Raw genomic sequence first — 24,962 nt, 5'->3', positions numbered from 1 at the left:
GTTTTCATGGCCGGTTGAATTGGCGAGGCTCCCATGAAAGTCGCGATCATCGGTGGCGGACCTGCAGGTCTCTACGCTGCGATCCTGCTCAAGAAGCAGCGTCCGGGGGCCGACATCACCGTGTACGAGCGTAATCGGCCCGACGACACCTTCGGCTTCGGTGTGGTGTTCTCCGATGCCACGCTCGACAATTTCGAGAAGCACGACCTTCCGAGCTACCGCCGCATCACCCAGGAATTCGCCTATTGGGATGACATCGCCGTGCATTTCCGCGGTACGGTGCATCGGGTCGGCGGCAACGGCTTTTGCGGCTGCTCGCGGCAGAAGCTGCTCCTGATCCTCCAGGAGCGCGCGCGCGAGCTTGGCGTCGCGCTGCAGTTCGAGGTGGATATCGACGACGAATCCCGCTTCGCCGATGCCGATCTCATCCTGCTCGCCGATGGCATCAACAGTCGCTTCCGCGAAAAATACGTCGACTATTTCCAGCCGGAGGTCGACGTCCGTGCCAACAAGTTCGCCTGGATGGGCTCGACCAGGCCGCTTGATGCCTTCACCTTCATCTTCCAGGAAACGGAGTGGGGGCCGTTCATCGCCCACGCTTATCAGTATGAAGCCGGGCACTCGACCTGGATCTTTGAGACCGATCCGCAGACCTTCGAGCGGGCAGGGCTGACCGGGCTGAACGAGCAAGAGTCCGCCGCGCGGATGGCCGACATCTTCGGCTGGTTCCTCGATGGCCACAAGCTGCTTACCAACCGCTCGATGTGGCGCAATTTCCCGATGATCCGCAGCAAGCGCTGGGTCAAGGACAACATGGTGCTGCTCGGCGACGCCAAGGCGAGCGCGCATTTCTCGATCGGCTCGGGCACCAAGCTCGCGATGGAAGATGCGATCGCACTGGCAGAAGCGATGGAGAGGGCGCCCAGCATCAAGGCTGCGCTGGAGGTTTACGAGCACGGCCGCCGTGAGGAGGTCGAAAAGACGCAGCATGCCGCCGACGTCTCGCTGGTCTGGTTCGAACACGTCGATCGCTTCTGGGATTTCGACCCCGTGCAGTTCGCCTTCGGCGTGATGACGCGCTCGAAGGCGATTACTTATGACAATTTGAAACTGCGCGCCCCGGACTTCGTCGCGGAGGTTGATAAATCGTTTGCCAGGCGCGTTCGCGACGGCGGATTTGACGTCGACACCAATAAACCGATGGTGCCGCTGTTCCAGCCGTTCCGCTTGCGCGAGATGGAGATCGCCAACCGCGCGGTGATGTCGCCGATGTGCATGTATTCGGCGAAGGAAGGTGTGCCGACCGACTTCCACCTCGTGCATTACGGCTCGCGCGCGATCGGCGGCGCCGGGTTGATCTTCACCGAGATGGCCTGTGTCAGTCGCGATGCCCGGATCACGCCCGGCTGCGCCGGCCTGTGGAATGACGAGCAGGAGGCGGCGTGGCGCCGTATCGTGGATTTCGTCCACGGCAACTCGGCCGCAAAGTTCTGCCTGCAACTCGGCCATGCCGGCCGAAAGGGCGCGACCAAGCTGATGTGGGACGGCATGGACCGCCCCCTGGAGCAGGGCGGCTGGGAGGTGTTCTCGGCATCGCCGCTACCTTATTTCCCGGATAGCCAGGTGCCGCGCGAGCTTGATCGCGCCGGCATGAATGCGGTGAGGGATTCTTTCGTTGCAGCGGCCGAACGGGGCGAACGCTGCGGCTTCGACATGCTGGAGCTGCACTGCGCCCACGGCTATCTGCTCGCGAGTTTCATCTCGCCGCTGACGAACACCCGGACGGACGAGTATGGCGGCTCGCTCGAAAATCGCCTCCGTTTCCCGCTTGAGATCTTCGAGGCCCTACGGGCGGTCTGGCCGTCGCACAAGCCGATGTCGGTGCGCATTTCCGCAACCGATTGGGCGGACGGCGGGATAAACGGCGACGATGCGGTTGCGGTTGCGCGCGCCTTCGCCGAGGCCGGCGTTGATCTCGTCGACGTCTCGACCGGCCAGACGGTACGTGACGCGCAGCCGGTCTATGGGCGCATGTTCCAGACGCCGTTCTCCGACCAGGTCCGCAACGAGGCGCGGGTCGCCACCATGTGCGTCGGCAATATTACGACCGCAGATCAAGCCAACACCATCCTGGCGGCCGGCCGGGCGGATCTCGTCGCGCTCGGGCGCCCCCATCTGGTCGACCCCTTCTTCACCATGAAGGCGGCGGCCTGGTACGGGGCAAACGACGCCTTCTGTCCCCCGCAATATCTGCCCGGAAAAGATCAGATTTTCCGCAACAGCGTGCGCGACCGGCAGGATCTCGAGGAGCTGAGAATTAAGGCTAAGCCCAAGACCCGGGCCGAGCTGAAGGCGGAGGCGACAAAGCCGCTTGCGGCGGAGTGACCGCCCGTGCGACGTTAACCCATTGCCTGTGTTTCGAGTGGAGTTTGGGCGATGAAGGCGATTATCGTCGGTGGCGGTATCGGTGGTCTCACGACGGCATTGATGTTCCGCTCGCGCGGCCTGGATTGCGAGGTCTTCGAACAGGCCGAGACCATTCGCGAGCTCGGTGTCGGCATCAACACGCTGCCACACGCCATGCGAGAGCTCGCCGGCCTCGGCCTGCTCCAGAAGCTCGACGACGTCGCGATCCGCACCGATCAGCTCTACTACCTCAACCGGCACGGCCAGGAGGTGTGGCGCGAGGCGCGCGGCATCGACGCCGGCCACGACGTACCGCAATTCTCGATCCATCGCGGTCGCCTTCAGGGCGTCATTCATCGTGCCGTCGAGGAGCGGCTCGGTGCGAACGCGATCCACACCGGATGTCGGCTCGGTGCCTTCACGCAGGACGAAGGCGGCGTCACCGCCTATTTCTTCGATCGTGCCGGCGCGCACATCTACACTGCGCGTGGCGATATCCTGATCGGCGCCGACGGCATTCATTCCCGCGTCCGCGAGACATTGTTCCCGAACGAGGGGCCGCCGTGCTGGAACGGCCTGATGTTGTGGCGCGGTGCGCGCGACTGGCCGTTGTTCCTCACCGGCAAATCGATGATCGTGGCCGGCGGCCTCAATGCCAAGGTGGTGATCTATCCGATCGCGGAGGGATCGAGCCCTGCAAGCCGACTGACCAATTGGGCGGTGCTGGTGAAGGTCGGCGAGGGCAATGCCCCGCCGCCACGCAAGGAGGACTGGTCGCGGCCAGGCCGCCGCGAGGAGCTGATGCCGCACGTGGCGCGCTTCTCGGTGCCCTATATCGACGTGAAGAGCCTGATCTCGGCAACGCCGGAATTCTACGAATATCCGACCTGCGACCGCGATCCCTTGCCTTACTGGTCGACCGGGCGCGTCACGCTGCTCGGCGACGCCGCGCATCCCATGTACCCGGTCGGCTCTAATGGGGCCTCACAGGCGATTCTCGATGCGCGCTGCCTCGCGGATGCGCTCGTGCGCGCCGAGCATCCGCGCCAGGCGCTGGTCGAATATGAGAAGAAGCGCCTGCCGATGACCGCCGACATCGTCCGCTCCAACCGCCGCGGCGGCCCCGAGGGCGTCATCGATGCCGTCGAGCAGCTCGCGCCCGACGGCTTCGACAATGTCGACAACGTGCTGAGCTATTCCCAGCGCGAGGCGATCGTGCGCGGCTATGCCACAAAGGCAGGCTTCGCCGCAGTGCCAGGACTTGCGGCGGTGCGCGCCTGACGCACGCCGCTAGCCGCCGGGAGGCGGCGGCAGGAAGTGGATGTTGAACTCGGCTGCCATCGCCACCACGTCCTCCGGCTTCTGCTCCTTCATGTTGTGAAGGCCCCAGAACAGGTCGAATAGCTTGCGGCTCGGCGAGACCCAGAACAGCACCTTTGCGGTCTGCTCCGATTTGTTGAAGATGCCGTGCGGCACGCCCATGCCGAGACGGATCAGATCGCCCGCAGTCGCCTGCGCCTCCGAATTGCCGAGCACGAAGTCGAGCTTGCCCTCCAGCATGTAGAGATACTCATCCTGGTCGGGATGAATGTGCGGCGGCACGAACGTGCCCGGCGGCAGCGTCGCATGCCAGGAGAAGCTGTTCTCGGCATAGCTCTTCGGCACGTAGGTCTGGCCGAGGATGTTCCAGGAAATGCCCTGAATTCCCTCATTGGCCCGCGTGATGCCGGTGATTTCGCTCTTCATTGCAGTCCTCCTTAACGCGACGTGCGGCCTCAGTTTGCCGCCTTGCAGTCCTTGGCATAGCGGTCGCCGTAATTTTCAAAGACCTTTTGGGCGATCTCGGTCTGGAACTTGCCGTCCGGACGCTTGGTGACCTTGGTCAGGTAGAAATCCTGGATCGGATAGCCGTTGGTGTTGAACTTGAAAGCGCCACGCAGCGAGGTGAAATCCGCCTTCTTCAGCGCGGCTCCGACAGCGTCCTTGTTCGAGAGGTCGCCTTTCACGCCCTTGATGGCGCTGTCGATCAGCATCGCGGCGTCATAGGCCTGGAAGGCGTAAGTGCCGGGCACGACGTTGTAGGCCGCTTCATAGGCCGCGACGAACTTCTTGTTCTGGGGATTGTCGAGATTGGGCGCCCAGTTCGCGCCACCGAACATGCCGACGGCCGCGTCCTGCTGCGCCGGCAGCGTCGACTCGTCGACCGTGAACGCCGAGAGCACCGGAATGTTGTCGGCGAGGCCCGCCTGGCGGTACTGCTTGACGAGATTGACGCCGAGGCCGCCCGGCATGAACGTGAACAGTGCGTCGGGCTTCTGCGAGGAGATCTTGGACAGCTCCGGCTGGAAATCCAGCGTGTTCAGAGGCATGTAGGATTCTTCGACGATCTCGCCCTTGTAGTCGAGCTTGAAGCCGGCGACCGAGTCCTTGCCGGCCTGATAGTTCGGCACCATCAGGTACATGCGCTTGTAGCCGCGATCCTGCGCGACCTTGCCGAGGATCTCGTGGACCTGGTCGTTCTGATACGACGTCACGTAGAAGAACGGGTTGCAGTCCTTGCCGGCAAAGGTCGACGGCCCGGCATTGGGGCTGATCAGGAACACTTTCGATTCCGTCACGGGCCGGTGGATCGCCTGGAGGATGTTGGAAAAGATCGGGCCGACCACGAAATCGACCTTCTCGCGCTCCAGCAGGCCCTTGACCTTGGTCACCGCCGCGTCGGGCTTGAGCTCGTCGTCGACCACCACGACCTCGACATCGCGGCCGCCCATCTTGCTGCCGAGGTCCTTCACCGCGAGCGCAAAGCCGTCGCGAACCTGCTGGCCGAGCGCGGCGGCGGGCCCCGACAGGGTCACGATCACACCGAGCTTGATCTTCTCCTGGGCGAGGGCGGGGCTCATTGCGGTGCCGAGCAGCACGGTGGCTGCGGCCAAGGTCAATTGCATTTTCATTGTCTGTCCCTCGTGACATCAGGGCCTGCGCAGCAAGCCGTGCACTTCAATCCAAGCTTATGCCGATGATGGCTGCCGCGGCAAGCAAGGCTCAAGACGTCGCCATCCCGCGGCACAGCGCGCATGCAAGCGGCGCGCCAATTATTTGAAGCCTAAAGAAATCGACGTGCGGTCGATTGCTGCAGCTTTGGACTTGCGGCCGGCTTCAATTTATTTGAAGCTCAAAACGTTGGGGAATCCGTGCCGGCGCCAATGCCTGCCGTCAATGACTGCATCAGATGCTTGATTCCGAGACCAAGGCCGTCGAGACACCGGAGGACCATGCCGAGGAGCTCCGGCTGTGGCTGCGCTTGTTGACCTGCACCACCCTGATCGAGGGTGAGGTGCGCGGCCGGCTGCGGCAGCGCTTCGACGTCACGCTGCCCCGGTTCGACCTGATGGCGCAGCTCGACAAGGCGGCCGACGGCATGACGCTGTCCGACGTCTCCAAGCGCATGATGGTCTCCAACGGCAACGTCACTGGTCTCGTCGAGCGTCTGGTGGAATCAGGCCATCTCGACCGACGCACCTCGGAGACCGACCGCCGCGTCCAGGTGATCCGCCTCACAAAGCTCGGCCGCGCCGAGTTTCGCAGGATGGCAGCGGAACACGAGACCTGGATCGCCGATCTCTTCGCCGACCTGACGCCGAAGGACGTGCGCGAGCTGATGCGCCTCCTCGCCAAGACCAAGGCGTCGGCGCAGAAATCGGCCGCGCGCAGGCGGCCTTAGGACCACTGTCGACCGGTCTGCCAATCCCACTTTGCCGCAGCAAAATGCACGGGATGCCCAAAATCCGCTATTGCGCCAAATTGTTTTAAGCCTAAAATGTTTCCCAGATAGTGCTGCCGGGTGCTTTCCATGCGCAAAGGAGCGTGCGATGGCCAACGCCGCCAAGGTTCAAGCGTCGGGCTCGTGTGACGGCAACGCCGCGACGGCCCATGTCGATACATTCGCGCGACAGCATCTGCCGCCGCGCGAGTGCTGGCCCGAATTCATCTTCACGCGGCCGGAGCTGCACTATCCGCCGCGATTGAACTGCGTCAGCTATTTTCTCGATCGCTGGGTCGAGCAGGGCCATGGCGATGCGCCTTGCGTCATCAGTCCCGCCGTGAGCTACACCTATCGCGAGCTGCAGGCGCTCGTGAACCGCATCGCCAATGTGCTGGTCGGCAAGCTCGGTCTCGTCACCGGCGGGCGCGTGCTGTTGCGCTCGGCCAACAATCCGATGATGGTCGCAACCTATCTCGCTGTGATCAAGGCCGGCGGAATTTGCGTGGCGACGATGCCGCTGTTGCGCGCCAAGGAGCTATCCTATCCGATCCAGAAGGCGGAGATCACGCTGGCGCTCTGCGACGGAAAGCTCGCCGACGAGATGGAGAAGGCGAAGCTAGCTGCGCCCGGTCTCAAGCGGGTCGTCTATTGGGGCAATGGCGCGCCCGACTCGCTCGAGGCGCTGATCGCCGATGCCAGTCCCGAGTTCACGGCCGTCGACACCGCGTCCGACGATATCTGCCTGATCGCCTTCACGTCGGGCACGACCGGCGATCCCAAGGGCACCATGCACTTCCACCGCGACATGCTGGCCGTCTGTGATGGCTACGCGCGCAACATCCTGCGGGCCGAGCAGAAGGATCGCTTCGTCGGCTCGGCGCCGCTCGCCTTCACCTTCGGCTTCGGCGGCGTGTTGTTTCCGATGCATATCGGCGCCTCTTTCGTGGTGCTGGAGAAGACGACGCCGGACGACATGCTGACGGCGATCGAGCAGTACAAGACCACAGTCTGCTTCACCGCGCCCACCGCTTATCGCGCCATGATCGGCAAGCTTGCGGGACGCGACATTTCCTCGCTTCGGAAGTGCGTCTCGGCCGGTGAGACACTGCCAAAGCCGACATTCGATGCCTGGCTCAAGGCAACCGGCATCAAGTTGATGGACGGCATCGGCTCGACCGAGATGCTGCACATCTTCATCAGCGCGACCGAGGATGAGATCCGTCCGGGCGCGACAGGCAAGCCGGTTCCGGGCTATGAAGCCAAGATCGTCGATGATGCTGGCAATGACGTGCCGCCGGGCACGATGGGGAAGCTCGCTGTGCGCGGGCCGACCGGTTGCCGCTATCTTGCCGACGAGCGGCAGCGCAAATATGTCCAGAACGGCTGGAACATCACCGGCGACACCTATCTGATGGATAGCGACGGTTACTTCTGGTACCAGTCGCGCTCCGACGACATGATCGTGTCGGCCGGCTACAACATCGCGGGCACCGACGTCGAGGCGGCGCTGCTCACGCATCCGGCCGTCGTCGAGTGTGGAGTGGTCGGTGCGCCGGACGAGGCACGCGGGATGATCGTCAAGGCCTATGTCATCGCCGCACCTGGTGTGACGCAGGACGCTCAGCTCGCGGCCGAATTGCAGGAGCATGTCAAACGCGAGATCGCGCCTTACAAATATCCGCGCGCGATCGAGTTTGTGACGCAACTTCCGAAGACCGAGACCGGCAAGTTGAAGCGCTTTGCCCTGCGACAGCTCGCGCAGGCCGCAGCGACGTCCTCGGGCGTCGCGGCAGAATGAGAGAAGGATAAAGAATTGTCCGTGACGACGCCGAAAGGCCCGCAGCTTGCGGTGCTGCCAACCGCCGATGAGAGTGACACGGGTTCGGTGGCGCAGGTCCTCCAGCCGTCCGGTTGGCCGGTGCCCAAAGGCTATGCCAACGGCATGGCTGCCGAAGGGCGGATCGTCGTCACCGGTGGCGTGATCGGCTGGGATGCCGACGAGCGGCTCGCCGACGGATTCGTCGCGCAGGTCCACCAGACGCTGAGCAACATCGCCGCGATCCTGAGTGAGGCCGGCGCACGCCCCGAACATCTCGTGCGCCTGACCTGGTACGTCGTCGACATGGACGAATATCTGGCGAACCTGAAGGAACTCGGCAGGGTCTATCGCGCCGTCTTTGGTGCGCACTATCCGGCGATGGCGCTGGTCCAGGTCGTGCGGCTGGTCGAGAAGGCGGCTCGCGTCGAGATCGAGGCGACCGCCGTCATTCCGCGCTGAGCTTCAGTCCGCCTTGTCAGCTTGCCTTGGCGAGATCGTCGTCTTCGGGTGAGTTCAGATAGACGCCGGACATGGTGTCGACCCAGCACAAATGGTCGTGCACCTTCTTCACGCCTTCGACGTTCTCCGCCGCGACGACCGCGGCCTGCCGCGCGCGTTCTTCGGTGATGACGCCGCTGAGGTGAACGATGCCGTCACGGACGATGACGTTGAGGCCGAACGGACACCAGTCGTTCTTCTCCATGGCATCGATGATGCGGCTGCGAATGTGATCGTCATCCGCCGTCGGATCCGGCACGTCCCGGGCGAGCCCCGCAACCGCCTGCAGCAAATTGGCGCGGGACACGATGCCGACGACTATGTCGCCGCGCACCACCGGCAGGCGCTTCACGTTGTTCCGCTCCATGAGATCGACGATCTCCGCAAGTGCGGTATCTTCGGTGATGGTCACGGGCGAGGCGGTCATCACCTCCGAGACCTTGCGGCCGTGTTCCTGGACGAAGTCGCTGGCCGACTGTCCCGGACCCAGGATGAACCGCAACCAGCGACCCCGCTTGCGCCCGGTGCCGATTTCGCTGCGGCGGATGAAATCGCCTTCCGAGACGACGCCGACGAGCTTGCCGGCCTCGTCGACCACCGTGAGACCGCTGACGTGCCGTTTCAGCATGATGTTCGCCGCCTCCACGATGCTGGTGTCGGGGGTGACCGAAATGACCGACCGGGTCATGATCTGATGGGCGCGCATGGAAGACTCCGCTGGCATGTCGAATTTCAATGCGCAAAACCTAGCCCGAGCGTCGGGGTGCGGTTTGACCCAGGTCAAGCGGACCAGGCCGTTTTTCCTGATTGAGCAATCGTGATCCCTTCCGGGATTTGATGCAGCTCAACGCGCAGCGGAAGCGTCGCCATATCCTGCTGCAGGCGTAGAACTGAAGCCCGCAGGAACAATCAGCCATGAGCGTCGTGAAGATATTGCCACGGGCCGAAGCGCCGCTGCAGGCTCCCTCCGCCAAGCCGGTTGCCGAGGTCTCTGCCACGATTCCCGAAAGGGCCGCAGCGACACCGGTTGCCTGCAATTGCCCGCCCGAACCAGATTCGTATCCGCTCGACCGCGCGTTTCATGCCGTGCTGGCGCGGTTCACGGGCGGGATTTCGCCCGTGGCCTTGTCGCTCGCCTGGCTCGATTGGGGCGCGCATCTTGCGGCGGCGCCGCAGCACCAGATGGAGCTTTCCCGCAATATTTTTCGCGATACCGGGCGATTGCTGGAAGCTGCCGCGCACGCGACATCGCAGGAGCCGTGGTCCGTCATTCGACCGCAGGAACGGGATCGCCGCTTCAAGGACCGGCAATGGGAAGCCGCGCCGTTCAACCTGCTTGCGCAGGCGTTTCTGCTCACCGAGCGCTGGTGGCACGATGCCACGACCGGCATACGCGGCGTATCCCACGCAAATGAAGCCATCGTCGAGTTCTCGATGCGTCAGATGCTCGACATGCTGGCGCCGTCCAACTTCGCGGCCACCAATCCGCAGGTTCTGGAAAAAACGTTCCAGAGCGGCGGAGAAAATTTCGTGTTCGGCTGGCAAAACTGGTGCAGCGACGTTATGCGCCTGCTCTCCGGCTCGAAGCCGGCGGCCGACGATCAGTTTGTCGTCGGCAAGACGGTGGCTGCCTCGCCCGGCAAGGTCGTCTACCGCAACGGCCTGATCGAGCTGATCCAGTACCATCCGACGACCGCGCAGGTGCGGCCGGAGCCGATCCTGATCGTGCCGGCCTGGATCATGAAGTACTACATCCTCGATCTGTCGCCGCAGAATTCCCTGGTCAAGTATCTGACCGGTCAGGGCTTCACCGTCTTCGCGATCTCCTGGCGCAATCCGGATGCGAACGACCGGGATGTGGCCTTCGACGACTATCGCAAGCTGGGCGTGATGGCCGCATTGGACATGATCGGTCGGATCGTGCCGGGCCGGAAGATCCATGCGCTCGGCTACTGTCTGGGAGGCACTTTGCTGTCGATCGCCGCTGCCGCCATGGGACGCGACGGCGATAGCCGTCTCGGCACCATCACGCTTCTCGCTGCCCAAACCGATTTCACGGAGGCCGGCGAACTGACGCTTTTCATCAACGAGAGCCAGGTCGCCTTCCTCGAAGACATGATGTGGCAGCGCGGCTATCTCGACACGACACAGATGGCCGGCGCGTTCCAGCTGCTGCGCTCCAATGAGCTGATCTGGTCGCGGCTGTCGCGTGACTATCTGATGGGCGAGGGCTCGCCGCTGAGCGACCTGATGGCGTGGAATGCCGACGCGACACGGCTGCCCTATCGCATGCACTCGGAGTATCTGCGCAAGCTGTTCCTCGACAACGATCTGGCCGAAGGTCGCTATCGCGTCGAATGCAGGAGCGTCTCGCTGTCCGACATTCACACGCCGATGTTCGTGGTCGGCACGCTTGCCGACCATGTCGCGCCGTGGCGATCCGTCTACAAGATTCACTATCAGGTCGACGCCGACGTGACGTTCGTGTTGACTAGCGGCGGTCATAACGCCGGCGTTGTCGCGCCTCCTGACGAGTCCTGGCACAACTACCAGATCAAGACCAAGCCCGCGGACGCGCCTTATGTCGGTCCGGAGGAGTGGCTGAAGCTGGCGCCTCACGTCGAGGGCTCGTGGTGGCCTGAATGGACCCAATGGCTGGCGGCGCGCTCAAGCGCGCCCTGCGATCCGCCGTCGATCGGGAGCGGAGACATTGACGGCCTGCCCGACGCGCCGGGCGATTACGTCCACACCTAGTCTTCAGGCTGCGCGTTCGGCGCAAGGTCCGACGAGCGGAACGGCTTGGCCTTGTCGAGTTTCCGGTACGCTTTCGAGGCAGTCCGCAATAGCTTCTTTTCCCGCTTGCGGTCGAGGAAGCGAATGCCGGCCTCGGGGCCGGCGCCGTTCAACGAGGCGGCCAGCGCCTGCCCACGCGCATCGTCGTTCAATTGTCCAAGCGATCTCTGCGCCTTCCTCAATTGCTTGAGGATCGATTTCTGCTTGGTCAAGGATTCGTCGGCGAACAGGTCCGCGAGCGACTCAACCGAATAGGTCATCCGCTTGTTGAGAAGCCGCAGCTTGTGACGCTTCTCGACGTCGAGCTTGCGCAGCTTACGGGCCTTCCTGAGCAACGTCTCTTCCCACTCGGTCAGGCGGGCCGTCGCGTGGTCGGCCAGCGGGCATCGGCGCAACCTGACCGCCTCCTTGCTGCGCCGGGTCGACCAGGGGCCGCTCTCGATCCAGCCCGAGGTCTGCTCGACCAAGCGCCGAAAGCGCGCGGATTGCAGCGCGCGCGCCAGCAGGCGGTGGCTTTCGGCGCGTTTCTCGTCCCAGTGCTGGAGTTCGGCAATCACGTCAAGCTCGCCGCCGCTCTCGGCTATGACCCGGTCGATCGCGACGTCGAGGTCGCGCACCATGCCCAGCTGGCTATTCAGCCATTTCAGCTCGGCCCAGACGTTTGGCCGCAACCCGTCGTCGACCATGGGCGAAAAGAAGCGGATGGCGGTGCGCAGATGCGTCAGCGCGATCCGGATCTGATGCAGTGCCTCCGGGTCGCCACGGCACGTGCCGTCATGCTGCGCGAGCACGGCATCGAAATGGCGGCGGGCGATGATCCGGAATGCCGTGTCGCAGGCCATGCCGGGGCTGAGGCGGCCGGGCAGGACATTGCGCCGCGTCGCCGGCTTGGCGGGCGCGGCTGCCGTCGAACTCGTGGTGGGTCGCGACATCCTTGCCCGCGTCAATCAGATTGCCTTGCTTGCCTTACGATCGCGTCCCGGCAGCTCTGGAGCGTCTGCTCCCGTGTGCCGGATGCATCGATGGTCGCCCAACCGACGTGACCGATATTATAGTGCTCCTGCTGCGCAGCAACCTCCTGCGTGGCGTCGGAGGCATCGCCGTGGCGGCCGCCGATGCGCGCCTGACGGGTCGCAAGGTCGGCGACGAGGAATAGTCCGCTCAACGGCACGTTGCATTCGCTAGCTAGAGCGGCCAATTCGTCCCGTTCGGATTCGCGCGCAAAGACGGCATCGACGATGACGGAATGGCCTTGTACCACCGCCTGTCGGGCACGCTGCGCCAGTACCTCGTAGACACGTGCCGTGACGTCGGGCCGGTACGTGGACGGTGGCAGTCGGTCGGTGTGTCCCACCTGAAACAGCTGCTTGCGAATGACGTCGCTGCGCAGCACGACGGCTCCCGGCTGCGGCGCGACGTGGGGCGCCAGCGCGCGGGCGAGGACGGACTTGCCGGTGCCGGATAATCCGCCGACCGCAATCAGGCGCGGGGCGGGGGGAGCGATCAGCGCCCGGGCGAGGTCGAAATAACGGCGTGCTTCGCCGAGAATTCCGCTCCGGTCGGCATCGAGCCGCGTCAGCCGCGCCAGTGCCACCTGCGCACGGATCGCCGCGCGAATGGACATGAACAGTGGCAGGGCGGCCAGCGCGTCGAGAGTTTCGACGGGCGACGTGGTCAGATACTGGTTCAGCACGATGTTGGCTGCGGCAGCCTGGTCATGGCTTAGCAGGTCCATCAGAGCGAATGCGAGATCGTAGAGCACGTCGACGGTTGCTATCTGCGCATCGAACTCGATGGCATCGAACAGGACGGGCTGTTCGCCGATCAAGACGATGTTCGCAAGATGCAGGTCGCCGTGGCAACGGCGCACGAAGCCCTGTCGGCCGCGTTCTTCAAGCTGCGGCCGCAGGCGCAGGAACATCGCGTGCGAGGCCTTGCCGAGCTGCTCGATCGCCTCGGCTTCGAGATGGTTGCCCTTCCGCAGGCCGTTGCTGTTTGCATCGATGAGGCCGGGGATGGAGGCGACCCATGTCTTGCCGTCGGCGCGGGACGCCGCCGCATGCGAAGCCGCGATGGCGTCAGCGGTTGCCGAGGCGAGGTTTGCATCGAGCGGGCCGGCCTTCGCCAGATGATCCAGCGTCCGGCTTTCGTCGAAGCGGGACATGTCGACCGCATACTCGACCGGCCGGCCGCTGCCGTCGACCTTCAGCGATCCATCGGTCTCCTCGGTGATCGCCACGACGCGATGATAGATCTGCGGCGCCAGCGGTCGGTTGATCCGGATCTCTTCCTCACAGGCCGTCTTGCGCTTCTCGAGCGTCGAATAGTCGAGGAATGGAAACCGCACGGCCCGCTTGATCTTGAGCGCCCGCGGCCCGTCGAGAAAGACCGACGCGGCGTGCGTATCGATCCGCCTTACGCCGGGATGGGCGCAGAGCGCCGCGAAGATTCGTTCCTGGGCAGCCGTTTCGTCTGTCATCGAAGCTGGTGTCCCAAGATGCGTCAGGGCTTCAGCACGGCCGCGCCAAGAATTTGTCCATTCCGCAGCATGTCCAGGACTTCATTGGCCCGATCGAGGGGAAATGCGGTCGTCTCCGTGTGTACGCCGGCTTGCGGGGCGATGCTTAGAAAATCGAGACCGTCCTGTCTGGTGAGATTGGCAACGGAGATCAACTGGCGTTCCTGCCAGAGCAGTTGATACGGGAAGCTCGGAATGTCGCTCATATGGATGCCGGCGCACACGACGCGGCCGCCCTTGCGAACGGCGCGCAATGCGGCCGGCACGAGCTCGCCGGCCGGGGCGTAGATGATGGCCGCGTCGAGCGGCGTGTCCGGGATCTCGTCCGAAGCGCCGGCCCAGACGGCGCCGAGCCGGCGCGCGAGGTCCTGTGCGGCCGCATCTCCGCGCCGGGTAAACGCATGGACCGATCGTCCCTGCCAGACCGCGACTTGTGCGACGATGTGGCCCGCGGCGCCGAAGCCGTAGATGCCGAGCCGCTCGGCCTCGCCGGCCAGGACCAGAGAACGCCAGCCGATCAGGCCCGCACACAGCAGAGGGGCGAGGGCAACGTCGTCGCCGGCCTCGCCGAGCGGAAAGGCGTAGCGCGCGTCGGCGACGACGTGCGTTGCATAGCCACCGTCCCTTGTATAGCCGGTGAAGAGCGGGCGGTCGCAGAGGTTCTCCATGCCCTCCCGGCAAAACCGGCAGTTTCCGCAGGTGAATCCGAGCCAGGGAATGCCGACCCGATCGCCCAGCGCATGCATTGCGACATTGGGGCCGATGAGATCGACGCGGCCGACGATTTCATGGCCGGGCACGATGGGATAGCGGATGTCGGGCAGTTCGGCATCGACCACATGGAGATCGGTCCGGCAGACGCCGCATGCGCTGACCCTGACCCTGATCTGGCCTTCGCCGGGGATTGGATCGGCGCGCTCCTCCATCTGGAGCCGCGCTCGCGGGGCCGCCAACACCATCGCACGCATCAGTCTCTCCGGGGCGGACCGCACCGACCGAACTATCCATAGAATGGCAGCGCGCGGCCAGTCCTTGACTTCCGTCAATGCCCGTTCTTGCCGGGGCGGGCAGTTCCCGAAGCTTGACGAGGATCAAGCCTCCTGACGAAAGCCGGCCTATTCTGGCAGCTAAGGAGAATTCCGATGCCCATCAAGGACGTCTTTCTGCCGCTTGTCGGCCAGCCGCGTGGACCGGCCCTCGCAGCGATCGAGAAATGCGTTTCTGTCGCCGCCGATCTCGGTGCCAGGATCACCGCACTTGCGCTCGAGGAAGAGCTCTTTGTGCGACCGAAGGTGCTGCTCCCCGACGATCCCGATGCCGCCGAGGCAAAGGGGGCTGCTGGGGCGGGCGATATGCAACGCCTGCTGGATGCCTTCACCGGTGCGGCGTCTCGCGCCAACATTCGGGCCCAAAGCCGGTCCGGCAAGGTGCCGGCGGACCAGATCGCGCCGATCCTGGCCGAACATGCGCGCTTCAGCGATCTCACCCTGGTCCCTGTGAAGCCGCATGACAGCCGAACGGAGCACATCATCGAGACGTTTCTGTTCGAATCCGGGCGGCCACTATTGCTGTGCCCGGAAGAGCATGTGGAGGTGCTGCGACCGGAATTCGAGAACGTCATGATCGCCTGGGATCACTCCGCACGCGCGGCGCGCGCAGTCGGCGACGCGATGCCTATTCTTCAGGCTGCGGCCTCGGTCCGCGTCGTGACTGTGGCCGACGACAAGACCGACGAGATCGTGCAATCCGGAACCTCGCTCGTCGAGCATCTGAGGGAACACGGTGTCTACGCTTCGTTCGAAACGACGAAGGGCGGCGGCAGCTCGATCGGCAAGGTGCTCGGAAGCTGGGCGAATTCCAATGCCATTGATGCGATCGTGATGGGAGCCTACCATCATTCACGCCTGAATGAGATCGTTTGGGGCGGTGTGACAAAGACTGTCATTGGCCAGCCACCGTGCTGGGTTATGATCTCGCACTAGGCCTGCCGCCATTTCCGCCTGATCGCCAACCATCGGAAGCGCCGCCGACCGGGCGCATTTGCTTTCATGTCAACCTATCGCCTGAAGAACCTGCTGTCGCCGCGTTCGGTCGCACTCGTCGGGGCGAGCGCCCGTTCGGTCTCCGTGGGGCGCGCCGTCCTGGAGAACATCCGCAAGGCCGAATTCAAAGGGCAGTTCGGCCTGGTGAATCCGCGCCATGCGGAGATCGCCGGCGTTGCCTCGGTCAAGAGCCTGGACAGGCTGGAATTCGTGCCCGAGCTCGTGGTCATCACCGCGCCGGCGCGAGAGGTTCCGGGCATCATCGACCAGGCCGGGCAGCGCGGCTCGGCAGGTGCGTTGATCGTCTCGGCCGGATTGGGCCATGGGCCGGGATCGCTGCAGGAGGCCGCAATCGCGGCGGCTCGCAAATACGGCATGCGGCTGATCGGGCCGAACTGCCTTGGCATCATGATGCCTGGCGTAAGCCTCAATGCCAGTTTTGCTGCGCACATGCCGGGAGCGGGAAATCTTGCGCTGATTTCGCAATCCGGCGCGATTGCCGCCGGCATGGTCGATTGGGCCGCGCAGCGCGGCGTCGGCTTCTCCGGCATCGTCTCGATCGGAGACCAGATCGACGTCGACATTGCCGATCTGCTCGACTATTTCGCGATGGATCACAAGACCCGCGCGATCCTACTCTATATCGAGTCCATCAAGGACGCGCGCAAGTTCATGTCGGCGGCCCGCACCGCGGCGCGCGTCAAGCCGGTCGTCGTGGTGAAGTCCGGCCGCATGGCGCAAGGAGCGACGGCGGCCGCGACCCATACGGGCGCACTCGCGGGCGCCGACGCCGTCTATGACGCGGCGTTCCGCCGTGCGGGTGTGCTGCGGGTCTCCGATCTGCGCGAGCTGTTCGATTGCGCCGAGACGCTCGGCCGCGTCGAATCGCCGACCGGAAAGCGCCTCGCCATCCTCACCAATGGCGGCGGCATCGGCGTCCTCGCCGTCGATCGATTGGTCGAGCTTGGCGGAATTCCGGCGTCGATCTCGGCGGACGCCGGCAAGAAGCTCGACGGCGTACTACCGTCGACCTGGTCCGGCGCAAATCCCGTCGACATCGTGGGCGATGCCGATGCATCGCGCTATGCGGCTGCACTCGAGGCGCTGCTGGCCGATTCCGACAATGACGCAGTTCTCGTCCTCAATGTGCAGACGGCAATCGCCTCGGCTGCCGACATTGCGACGACCGTAACGGATCTCGTCGCCAAATATCGCGAGCGGCACCGCAGTTGGGCAAAGCCCGTGCTTGCCGCATGGGTCGGGGCCGACCAGTCGATCATTCAGACGCTCTCCGGCGCGGGCATTCCGAACTACCCGACCGAGGACGATGCAGTGCGCGGATTCATGCATCTGGTCCGGCATCGCGAAGTGGTCGAGGAGCTGAGCCAGGTTCCTCCAGCGATGCCCGACACGTTTGTGCCTGATGCTCGCGCTGCCCGCCAGATCGTCGCCGCAGCCATCGCCGATGGCCGCAAATGGCTCGAGCCTGTCGAGATCAAGCACCTGCTCGAAGCCTACGACATCGCGATGGTGCCGACCTATGCCGCTGGTGACGTCGAGCAGGCGGTGGTCTGCGCGAACGAGATATTTGCACAAGGCGGGACCGTCGTGCTGAAGATCATGTCGCGCGACATCGTGCACAAATCGGATGTCGGCGGTGTCGTGCTCAATCTGACGACGCCGGAGGCGGTGCGCGCGGCCGCTACCGATATTCTCGCCCGGGCGAGGAAGCTGCGGCCCGAGGCCCGCATCGGCGGCGTCATCGTCCAGGCGATGGTCGTCAAGGCGAAGGCGCGCGAACTGATCCTCGGTCTGGCCGACGATCCCACCTTCGGCACCGTCGTGGTGTTCGGCCGGGGCGGGACGGCGGTGGAGATCATCAACGACAAGGCGCTGGCGCTGCCGCCGCTCGATCTGCAACTCGCCCGTGATTTGATCGATCGCACCCGGGTCTCGCGGCTGCTGCGCGCCTATCGGGACGTGCCTGCCGTTAAGCAGGACGCCGTCGCCATGGTGCTGGTCAAGCTTGCGCAGATGGCGGCCGATATTCCGGAGATTCGCGAGTTCGACATCAACCCGCTGCTTGCGGACGAGACCGGCGTGACGGCGGTCGACGCCCGTGTCGCGGTGGGGCCGTCGCAGCGAAAATTCGCAGGCTCTGGCCCCGCCAATTTCGCCGTTCGCGCCTATCCGTCGCAGTGGGAGCGCCGGCTCGAGCTGAAGGACGGCTGGCGGATCTTCGTGCGGCCGTTGCGTCCCGAGGACGAGCCGACGATCCACGAGTTCCTGCGTCACGTGACGCCTCACGACCTTCGCCTGCGCTTCTTCGCGCCGATGAAGGAGTTCACCCACGAATTCATCGCGCGGCTGACCCAGCTCGACTATGCGCGCGCGATGGCCTTCATCGCGTTCGACGCGGCGACCGGCGAGATGGTCGGCGTCGTCCGGCTCCATTCGGACTCGATCTACGAGAGCGGCGAATATGCGATCCTGCTGCGGTCCGATCTCAAGGGCAGGGGGCTCGGATGGGCCCTGATGCAGCTGATCATCAACTACGCGAGGTCGGAAGGGCTTAAGGCGATCTCGGGCGATGTGCTCCAGGAGAACACCGTGATGCTCGAAATGTGCCGACAGCTCGGTTTCGAGGTCAAGCCGGATCCGACCGAGCCTGATATCTGCGATGTCCGACTGAAGCTTTGAGCGCCCTCGCTAGGAGGACGCTTCAGCCGAATTTGCGGCGGCGGATGTCTTTGCAGATGTCTTGGCAGCGGTCTTGGCAGTGGTTCGCAAAGACTTGACGATAATCGCGATCAGGGGCACCAGCACCGGCACGATCGTGCTCAGCGGATGATGCACCGCGCCCGACACCTGAGCCTGGAGCGCGCGCGCCTCGAGCTGAAGGGCCTCGATGGACGCGCCGTGAATTTCATTGGCGAGCTCGATGTCGCGGCCAGAGGGAGCGCGGCCGGCAATGACGAAGAGGACCGCCGCGATGGCAAAATTGACGGCGCCGAGAATGGCGGCCGCGGCAATGGCGCTCCAGATCTGGACCAGCGCGAAATAGGCCGACAGCTCCAGCATCAGCAGCCCGAACGCCGCGATCAGCGCCGCAAAGGCGCGCAAGCCGAGGCCCATCAAGAGGTGGCGCAGCCTGATGTCCGCGATGATCCTGTCGGTGCGCCACAGCAGGCGCAGATGTTTGACGACATTCTCGCTATTCACCTAGTGTCTCCTCAGCATGAATCCGACGACCACGCCGAGCGCGAAGGCCGAGGCGAGCGATGTCATTGGGCGCTCCGCAAGGAGGCCTTGAAGCTGCTCCTGCTCGTCGCTGACGGTTTCGCCGAGTTCGGCAAGCGCGGCCTTGATCTGATCGGCCAGAGCCTCGGCGCGGTCCTTCGAACTGTCGAACATCTGCTCGCCGGCCGTCCTCAAGAGGCGCGTGACGTCCACTTTCAACGTCCGCAGTTCTTCGCTCATCCTGTCGCTGTCGAACATGGATTTGATGTCTCCATTGAATGAAGCGAACCCTAGGGCCCGCCGGCACGAGCGCGCTTGACCTGCGTCAAGACGTGGGCAGATCATGCTCTTGAGACAGGTCAAACCGCCCGCCACACGCTGGCCTAGAAGTGGCGGCTGAATGGGGACCAATTGTCCCGATGAGGTGGAAGCGTGAACTCCCAACCGCTGTTGCTGGCGACGCCGTCTGGCGATGCGCTGAAATTGCGCCCGGAAGGGCCCTGGACCGCAGCGAATGTGGCGACGCTCGAAACTCTGTCCCGGTCGGTTGGAGCCGAGGTCGATCGGTCGAGAGTCGTGACGCTCGACATGTCGGGGGTCAGCGCGCTGGATACGCTCGGCGCCTGGGTCCTCGAGAAGCTGTCGCGTAGAGCCGCCTCATCCGGCAGACCGGCGGAATTCGTCGGTGTCGCCGACCATTTCAGCGGTCTGATGGACGAGGTGCGTCAGGTCAACCGCCACACGCCGCCGCCTGCAGCTGCGCCAAACCCGGTTCTGCTCAGGCTCGGCGATCTCGGCAAGTCCACCGTCGGCGCGCGCGAAGACATCACGATCTTTCTTCAAATGCTCGGCGCCTTGTTCATGGCCGTCGTCGGCGTGCTGCGCCGGCCGCGAACGCTGCGGCTGACGTCGCTGGTCTACCAGCTCTACCGAATCGGATGGCAGGCGATCCCCATCGTCGTTCTGATCACGTTCCTGATCGGCGCCATCATCGCCCAGCAGGGTTTCTTTCATTTCCGCAGGTTCGGCGCTGAATCCTACACCGTCGACATGGTCGGCATCCTGGTGCTGCGCGAGCTCGGCGTTCTGATCGTCGCCATCATGGTCGCGGGACGCTCGGGAAGCGCCTACACCGCCGAGCTTGGCTCGATGAAGATGCGGGAGGAGATCGATGCGCTCTCGACCATGGGGCTCGATCCCGTCGACGTCCTGATCCTGCCCCGCGTTGCGGCTTTGGTGATCGCGCTGCCGATCCTGGCCTTCATCGGATCGATTGCCGCGCTCTACGGCGGCGGTCTCGTCGCGCAGTTCTATGGCGACATGGGGCCGGCGATCTACATCGCACGGCTGCATGAGGCTATTTCCGTCACCCATTTCGAGGTCGGCATCCTGAAGGCGCCGTTCATGGCGCTGGTGATCGGGATCGTCGCCTGCAGCGAGGGCCTGCGCGTCAAGGGCAGCGCCGAGTCGCTCGGACGGCAGACGACGACGTCGGTGGTGAAGTCGATCTTCCTGGTGATCGTGCTTGACGGCCTGTTCGCGATCTTCTTTGCCTCGATCGGAATGTGACGATGGGCGAACAGCAGGAAGAGTTTGCGATCCGGGTTCGCGACCTCGTGGTCGGTTTCGGCCGCCAGACCGTGCTCGACCATCTGTCGCTCGATGTGCGCCGGGGCGAGATCCTCGGACTGGTGGGCGCGTCCGGTGGCGGCAAGTCGGTGCTGATGCGGACCATCATCGGCCTCATCCCGCGCCGGGGCGGGACCATCGAGGTCATGGGACAGCCGATCGGCGGCCGCACGCAAGGCGCGGCCACGGCTTGGGGCATTCTGTTCCAGCAGGGCGCGCTGTTCTCCTCGCTGACGGTCCGCCAAAACGTCCAGTTTCCGCTGCGCGAAAATCTCGTCCTGTCGCAGGAGCTGATGGACGAGATCGCGATCGCCAAGCTCGAGATGGTGGGATTGCGGGCGCAGGATGCCGACAAATATCCGGCGGAGCTGTCGGGCGGCATGACCAAGCGCGTGGCGCTGGCGCGCGCGCTCGCGCTCGATCCGCCGATCCTGTTCCTGGACGAGCCGACGTCCGGCCTCGATCCGATCGCCGCCGGCGATTTCGACGCGCTGATCAGGACCCTGCAAGGGACCCTGGGGCTGACCGTGTTCATGGTCACCCACGATCTTGCCAGCCTCACCACGGTCTGCGACCGGGTCGCCGCGCTCGCCGACGGCAAGATCGTCGCAATCGGGCCGATGCGCGAACTGCTGCAATCCGAGCATCCCTGGGTGCGCGCCTATTTCCACGGCAAGCGCTCGCAGATGCTGCAACACGAGATGAGATAGACATGGAAACCCGCGCTCCCTACGTGCTGATCGGCAGCTTCGTGCTGGCCGCGATTGTCGCTGTGTTCGGCTTCGTCTATTGGCTGAACAACACCGGCGGCATCGGGCCACGTACGAACTATCACGTGCAGTTCCAGGGACCGGTGCCGGGTCTCTTGGTCGGCGCCGGCGTGCTGTTCAACGGCATCCGCGTCGGCGAGGTGACGCAGCTCGGGTTAGCGCCGGATAATCCGCGCTTCGTCAACGCGACGATCTCGGTTGCTTCGGCAACGCCGGTGCGCGCCGACACCAGGGTCGGGCTCGATTTCCAGGGCTTGACCGGCGTGCCCGTGGTGACGCTGGAGGGTGGCATGATCGTCGCCAAATCCGGCGAGCCCCTGACCTTGATCGCCGACGCCGGCGCAGGTCAGAGCATGACGCAGGCCGCGCGCGACGCGCTGCGGCGGGTCGACACCGTGCTGGAGGATAATTCCGGTCCGCTGAAGGACACCATCGCCAATCTCAAGACATTCTCCGACGGGCTCGCGCGCAACACCGGCAAGATCGACGGCATTTTGGCGGGCCTCGAGAAGGTGACCGGTGGCGGGACGCCCGCGCAGAAGATCACCTACGACCTGCGCGCGCCGCAGAACGTTGGCCCCGCCGGCAAGACGTTCTCTGCATCACTGGCTATTCCCGAGCCGACCGCGGTCGCGATGCTCCAGACCCAGCGCATGCTGTTCTCTCCCGTGGGTGACAACCCGGGCTTTGCCGATTTCCTGTGGGCCGACAGCATCCCGAAACTGGTGCAGGCGCGGCTGATCGACAGTTTCGAAAACTACGACATCGCTCATGCGCCGCTGCGCACGAGCGATCTCGGACAGGCGGACTACCAGCTTCTGATCGACATCAGACGCTTCCGGATTGCCACGGAGGGCGAGACCAGGGTCGAGATCGCCCTGTCGGCGCGCATCGTCGACAAGAACGGCAAGGTGGTCGCGTCCCGCCTGGTCGAGGCCAGCGAGAAGCTCGACAAGGTCGAGCCGGCGGCCGCCGTTGCGGCGTTCGATGCGGCTTTCGCCCGCATCGCCAAGGAGCTGATCGGCTGGACGGTGCAGGCGGTCTGAGGCCGGCTATTCGAGCGTTTTCAGGTAGGACAGCAGATCGTGGATCTGGTCCGGATTGAGCTCGAAGGCGGGCATGTCGGCGTGGCCGGTGTAGATGCCTTCCGCCAGCGCCTCGCCAAGGGTCTCGATCGGATAGCGCCGGTGCAAGGTGCGTAGCGGGGGTGCGATCTTGAGCGGGCTCTCGGAGACGCGGTCGATCGCGTGGCAGCGCGCGCAATTGGCTCGTGCAAAGGCTTTGCCGCGTTGTTCGGCGGTAGGGGCTGCGAGCGCAGGCGTGATCAGAAGCAGGCCAATCAGGCCCTGGCGGAGCGCGTGCTGAAACATGGAAAGCGAGATCCCGTCGAACTCTCGACGCAGAATAGAGGGGGGAGGGAGGCCAAAATTGATCTGGGTCAATCGCGTTTGCGGCAGCGCAGTAGAATGCAGCCGTGCGTGGCGGACTCGGCCGGGGGGCGGAGCTGGACCGACGCTAGGAGCGGTGGATGAAGCCTTCCGTGGTCACGATTGAGCCGAACGGGCATTTCTGCAGCGATTGCGGCGTACGTGGATCAGCGGTCTGTTCGTCGTTGGAGCCGGCCGAACTCAGGGAGTTCGAGCATCTCGGACGCCGCGTTCACTTTTCCTCGGGCGAGACCGTGTTCTCCGAGGAGGACATCACGACCTCGTTCTACAACGTCCTTGACGGCGTCATGCGGCTGTACAAGCTGCTGCCCGACGGCCGGCGGCAGATCGTCGGATTTGCCTTGCCCGGCGATTTCCTGGGCATGAATCTTTCCGGCCGTCACAATTTTTCGGCCGATGCAATCGGGGCGGTGACCGTCTGCCAGTTCGCAAAGGCACCTTTCGGCCGCTTCATCGAGGACCGTCCGCAGCTGCTCAGGCGGATCAACGAGCTGGCCATTCGGGAGTTGAGCCAGGCACGCGACCATATGGTTCTGCTCGGCCGCCGCTCGGCCGACGAGAAGGTCGCGGCTTTCCTGCTTGGTTGGCGCGAACGGCAATTGGCGCACAAAGGACCGTCCGACACGGTTCCGCTTCCGATGAGCCGCCAGGACATCGCCGACTATCTCGGCCTGACCATCGAAACCGTCAGTCGCACCTTCACCAAGCTCGAACGCCATGGTGCGATCGAGATCATCCACGGCGGAATCAGCCTGCTCGACCCGGCGCGCGTCGAGGCCCTCGCCGCAGCCTGACGGGCTTCCCACAGTGCTCTCGGCCTCTTTGATCCCGATCAATGACGCCAGGCAGCTGCCGCAAATAATGCCCTCAAACAAATCCGGGAGGAGCATGATGCCTGCTGACGCGTTGCTGATGACCATTGTCGTCGTGGCGATCTTCGTTGCTTTTGGGGGAGCTCTGGCGTGGGCGGACCGGCAAACCAGCGCAGGCCGGATCGATCCCGATTCCAAGCGTTGATGCTCCGGATCATAGCTTCCGTCTGATGCGCCAGCTGTCGGCTCCCGCCAGCCGGCGTCGGGGCTTTCGGCAGCGCCTTGACGCAATCGCGACTTGCGGTCTCTGCAACTCTGCGTCGACCGGGGCGCGTTGGCGCATCCTTCGGATGCCGACTTCGAGCCGGGCCTAGCCAATTTCGCCGCATTTGCCTAAAACCGCGCGCATGCTTTCCGGTTGAAAAGCCGGGCAACACTGACTACGCAGGAACTCCAGTGCCTCGCAGCCTTAGGAGCCCAGCGGCGTGCCTCAGGACAAGACCGGCGACCCCCGACAATCGGCGGGCAACAAATTATCGGTCCTGCGCAAGCACCCGATCTTCGCGGATCTGGAGCCGGAGGCGCTCGATCAGCTTTGCCGCTACGCCAAGCACACCACCGTGAAGCGCGGCGCGACGATCGCCGCCAAGGGCGATCCCGGCAACAACCTGTTCGCGGTGATCACCGGAACAGTGAAGATATCCTCCTCGTCGCCCGACGGGCGGAACGCCATTCTCAATCTCATCGGGCCCGGAGAAATCTTTGGCGAGATCGCGGTTCTCGATGGTGCGCCGCGGTCGGCGGACGCGACCGCCAACACCAATTGCGAGCTCTACATCATCGACCGCCGCGACTTCCTGCCGTTCGTGAAGAGCCAGCCGGCGCTGGCGATGAAGTTCATCGAACTGCTCTGCGCGCGCCTGCGCTGGACCAGCCAGCAGGTCGAGCAGGTGATCCTGCAAAATCTCCCTGGGCGGCTGGCAAGCGCGCTGCTCGGCCTCACCGAGGAGCGCAAGCTCGACTCCGGCAGCGGTACGCTCGCCATCACCCAGCAGGAGATCAGCGAGATGGTGGGGATGACACGCGAGAGCATCAACAAGCAATTGCGCGCCTGGGCCGGTCGCGGTTGGGTTCGTCTCGAGCATGGTGCCATCGTGGTGCTCGACACCGATGCATTGCGCGAACTCGCCGAGAGCGGTCTCGACGGCGAGTGATGCGTCGCAC

Annotated in this window: 23 protein-coding genes; 14 read left to right on the top strand and 9 right to left on the bottom strand. The window is 64.3% G+C overall.

Annotated features, from left to right (window positions below):
* Window positions 1-33 precede the first annotated feature (33 nt).
* The gene (locus JQ592_RS17750) at window positions 34-2,385 is read left to right on the top strand and encodes a bifunctional salicylyl-CoA 5-hydroxylase/oxidoreductase (RefSeq protein ID WP_211404099.1); all 2,352 of its coding nucleotides are present in this window, start codon (window positions 34-36) and stop codon (window positions 2,383-2,385) included.
* Window positions 2,386-2,436: 51 nt separating this feature from the next.
* Complete coding sequence (locus JQ592_RS17745; RefSeq protein ID WP_211404098.1) at window positions 2,437-3,687, top strand: flavin-dependent oxidoreductase; 1,251 nt, start codon at window positions 2,437-2,439, stop codon at window positions 3,685-3,687.
* A 9-nt stretch (window positions 3,688-3,696) separates the two neighbouring features.
* On the opposite strand, the gene JQ592_RS17740 is transcribed toward JQ592_RS17745, so the two are convergent.
* Together JQ592_RS17740 and JQ592_RS17735 are read right to left on the bottom strand one after the other, a co-directional pair.
* Window positions 3,697-4,152: a cupin domain-containing protein gene (locus JQ592_RS17740; protein WP_018643141.1), complete on the bottom strand. Its 456-nt coding sequence runs from the start codon at window positions 4,150-4,152 to the stop codon at window positions 3,697-3,699.
* A 29-nt stretch (window positions 4,153-4,181) separates the two neighbouring features.
* Window positions 4,182-5,357, bottom strand: a complete 1,176-nt coding sequence (locus JQ592_RS17735) for an ABC transporter substrate-binding protein (RefSeq protein WP_211404097.1) — start codon at window positions 5,355-5,357, stop codon at window positions 4,182-4,184.
* A gap of 278 nt (window positions 5,358-5,635) precedes the next feature.
* On the opposite strand from JQ592_RS17735, the gene JQ592_RS17730 reads away from it, so the two are divergent.
* The 3 genes from JQ592_RS17730 to JQ592_RS17720 all read left to right on the top strand — a co-directional run bounded on the left by JQ592_RS17730 (window position 5,636) and on the right by JQ592_RS17720 (window position 8,447).
* On the top strand, window positions 5,636-6,127 hold the full coding sequence (locus JQ592_RS17730; RefSeq protein WP_211404096.1) for a MarR family winged helix-turn-helix transcriptional regulator: 492 nt from the start codon (window positions 5,636-5,638) through the stop codon (window positions 6,125-6,127).
* A gap of 148 nt (window positions 6,128-6,275) precedes the next feature.
* Window positions 6,276-7,967: a benzoate-CoA ligase family protein gene (locus JQ592_RS17725; RefSeq protein ID WP_211404095.1), complete on the top strand. Its 1,692-nt coding sequence runs from the start codon at window positions 6,276-6,278 to the stop codon at window positions 7,965-7,967.
* A gap of 21 nt (window positions 7,968-7,988) precedes the next feature.
* Window positions 7,989-8,447 (top strand): RidA family protein, encoded by a 459-nt coding sequence (locus tag JQ592_RS17720; protein WP_433996423.1) that lies wholly within the window; start codon window positions 7,989-7,991, stop codon window positions 8,445-8,447.
* Between the two features lie 16 nt (window positions 8,448-8,463).
* On the opposite strand, the gene JQ592_RS17715 is transcribed toward JQ592_RS17720, so the two are convergent.
* Complete coding sequence (locus tag JQ592_RS17715) at window positions 8,464-9,192, bottom strand: CBS domain-containing protein (protein ID WP_211404093.1); 729 nt, start codon at window positions 9,190-9,192, stop codon at window positions 8,464-8,466.
* A 209-nt stretch (window positions 9,193-9,401) separates the two neighbouring features.
* Between JQ592_RS17715 and JQ592_RS17710 the strand changes: the two genes are divergently transcribed.
* Window positions 9,402-11,240 (top strand): PHA/PHB synthase family protein, encoded by a 1,839-nt coding sequence (locus JQ592_RS17710; RefSeq protein ID WP_211404092.1) that lies wholly within the window; start codon window positions 9,402-9,404, stop codon window positions 11,238-11,240.
* On the opposite strand, the gene JQ592_RS17705 is transcribed toward JQ592_RS17710, so the two are convergent.
* From JQ592_RS17705 to JQ592_RS17695, 3 genes are read right to left on the bottom strand one after another with little or no spacing between them, the layout of a single operon-like run.
* Window positions 11,237-12,211: a CHAD domain-containing protein gene (locus JQ592_RS17705; RefSeq protein ID WP_211404091.1), complete on the bottom strand. Its 975-nt coding sequence runs from the start codon at window positions 12,209-12,211 to the stop codon at window positions 11,237-11,239. The two genes, JQ592_RS17710 and JQ592_RS17705, sit on opposite strands and share 4 nt — an antisense overlap.
* 11 nt (window positions 12,212-12,222) lie before the next feature.
* On the bottom strand, window positions 12,223-13,758 hold the full coding sequence (locus JQ592_RS17700; protein ID WP_211404090.1) for an AAA family ATPase: 1,536 nt from the start codon (window positions 13,756-13,758) through the stop codon (window positions 12,223-12,225).
* 23 nt (window positions 13,759-13,781) lie between these two features.
* A complete protein-coding gene (locus JQ592_RS17695) occupies window positions 13,782-14,765 on the bottom strand; it encodes a zinc-dependent alcohol dehydrogenase family protein (RefSeq protein WP_211404089.1) in 984 nt (327 codons plus the stop codon).
* A 174-nt stretch (window positions 14,766-14,939) separates the two neighbouring features.
* Between JQ592_RS17695 and JQ592_RS17690 the strand changes: the two genes are divergently transcribed.
* Both JQ592_RS17690 and JQ592_RS17685 read left to right on the top strand, forming a co-directional pair.
* Window positions 14,940-15,779, top strand: coding sequence for a universal stress protein (locus tag JQ592_RS17690; RefSeq protein WP_211404088.1), 840 nt, complete (start codon window positions 14,940-14,942; stop codon window positions 15,777-15,779).
* A 66-nt stretch (window positions 15,780-15,845) separates the two neighbouring features.
* Complete coding sequence (locus tag JQ592_RS17685) at window positions 15,846-18,539, top strand: bifunctional acetate--CoA ligase family protein/GNAT family N-acetyltransferase (protein WP_211404087.1); 2,694 nt, start codon at window positions 15,846-15,848, stop codon at window positions 18,537-18,539.
* A gap of 9 nt (window positions 18,540-18,548) precedes the next feature.
* Here the strand turns inward: JQ592_RS17685 and JQ592_RS17680 are convergent, their stop codons facing one another.
* Both JQ592_RS17680 and JQ592_RS17675 read right to left on the bottom strand, forming a co-directional pair.
* On the bottom strand, window positions 18,549-19,061 hold the full coding sequence (locus JQ592_RS17680; RefSeq protein WP_211404086.1) for a phage holin family protein: 513 nt from the start codon (window positions 19,059-19,061) through the stop codon (window positions 18,549-18,551).
* Window positions 19,062-19,337 (bottom strand): hypothetical protein, encoded by a 276-nt coding sequence (locus tag JQ592_RS17675; RefSeq protein WP_211404085.1) that lies wholly within the window; start codon window positions 19,335-19,337, stop codon window positions 19,062-19,064.
* Between the two features lie 174 nt (window positions 19,338-19,511).
* On the opposite strand from JQ592_RS17675, the gene JQ592_RS17670 reads away from it, so the two are divergent.
* The 3 genes from JQ592_RS17670 to JQ592_RS17660 are packed head-to-tail and all read left to right on the top strand — an operon-like array spanning window position 19,512 to window position 22,524.
* Window positions 19,512-20,648, top strand: a complete 1,137-nt coding sequence (locus JQ592_RS17670; RefSeq protein WP_211404084.1) for an ABC transporter permease — start codon at window positions 19,512-19,514, stop codon at window positions 20,646-20,648.
* Between the two features lie 2 nt (window positions 20,649-20,650).
* Complete coding sequence (locus JQ592_RS17665; RefSeq protein ID WP_211404083.1) at window positions 20,651-21,418, top strand: ABC transporter ATP-binding protein; 768 nt, start codon at window positions 20,651-20,653, stop codon at window positions 21,416-21,418.
* Between the two features lie 2 nt (window positions 21,419-21,420).
* Entirely contained in the window at window positions 21,421-22,524 is a 1,104-nt protein-coding gene (locus JQ592_RS17660; protein ID WP_211404082.1) for an ABC-type transport auxiliary lipoprotein family protein, read from the top strand.
* Between the two features lie 6 nt (window positions 22,525-22,530).
* Here JQ592_RS17660 and JQ592_RS17655 read toward each other — a convergent pair whose 3' ends face one another.
* Window positions 22,531-22,848, bottom strand: a complete 318-nt coding sequence (locus JQ592_RS17655; protein ID WP_211404188.1) for a c-type cytochrome — start codon at window positions 22,846-22,848, stop codon at window positions 22,531-22,533.
* Window positions 22,849-23,006: 158 nt separating this feature from the next.
* On the opposite strand from JQ592_RS17655, the gene JQ592_RS17650 reads away from it, so the two are divergent.
* From JQ592_RS17650 to JQ592_RS17645, 3 genes are all read left to right on the top strand, one after another.
* Entirely contained in the window at window positions 23,007-23,720 is a 714-nt protein-coding gene (locus tag JQ592_RS17650; protein ID WP_211404081.1) for a Crp/Fnr family transcriptional regulator, read from the top strand.
* 97 nt (window positions 23,721-23,817) lie between these two features.
* Window positions 23,818-23,943 (top strand): hypothetical protein, encoded by a 126-nt coding sequence (locus tag JQ592_RS38585; protein ID WP_283816133.1) that lies wholly within the window; start codon window positions 23,818-23,820, stop codon window positions 23,941-23,943.
* A gap of 280 nt (window positions 23,944-24,223) precedes the next feature.
* Window positions 24,224-24,952: a Crp/Fnr family transcriptional regulator gene (locus JQ592_RS17645; RefSeq protein ID WP_183239786.1), complete on the top strand. Its 729-nt coding sequence runs from the start codon at window positions 24,224-24,226 to the stop codon at window positions 24,950-24,952.
* Window positions 24,953-24,962 lie beyond the last annotated feature (10 nt).

It is taken from the genome of Bradyrhizobium iriomotense (assembly GCF_018129405.1).
In the GTDB taxonomy this organism is placed as follows: domain Bacteria; phylum Pseudomonadota; class Alphaproteobacteria; order Rhizobiales; family Xanthobacteraceae; genus Bradyrhizobium; species Bradyrhizobium iriomotense_B.
This window is presented reverse-complemented; position numbering and strand designations above follow the sequence as displayed.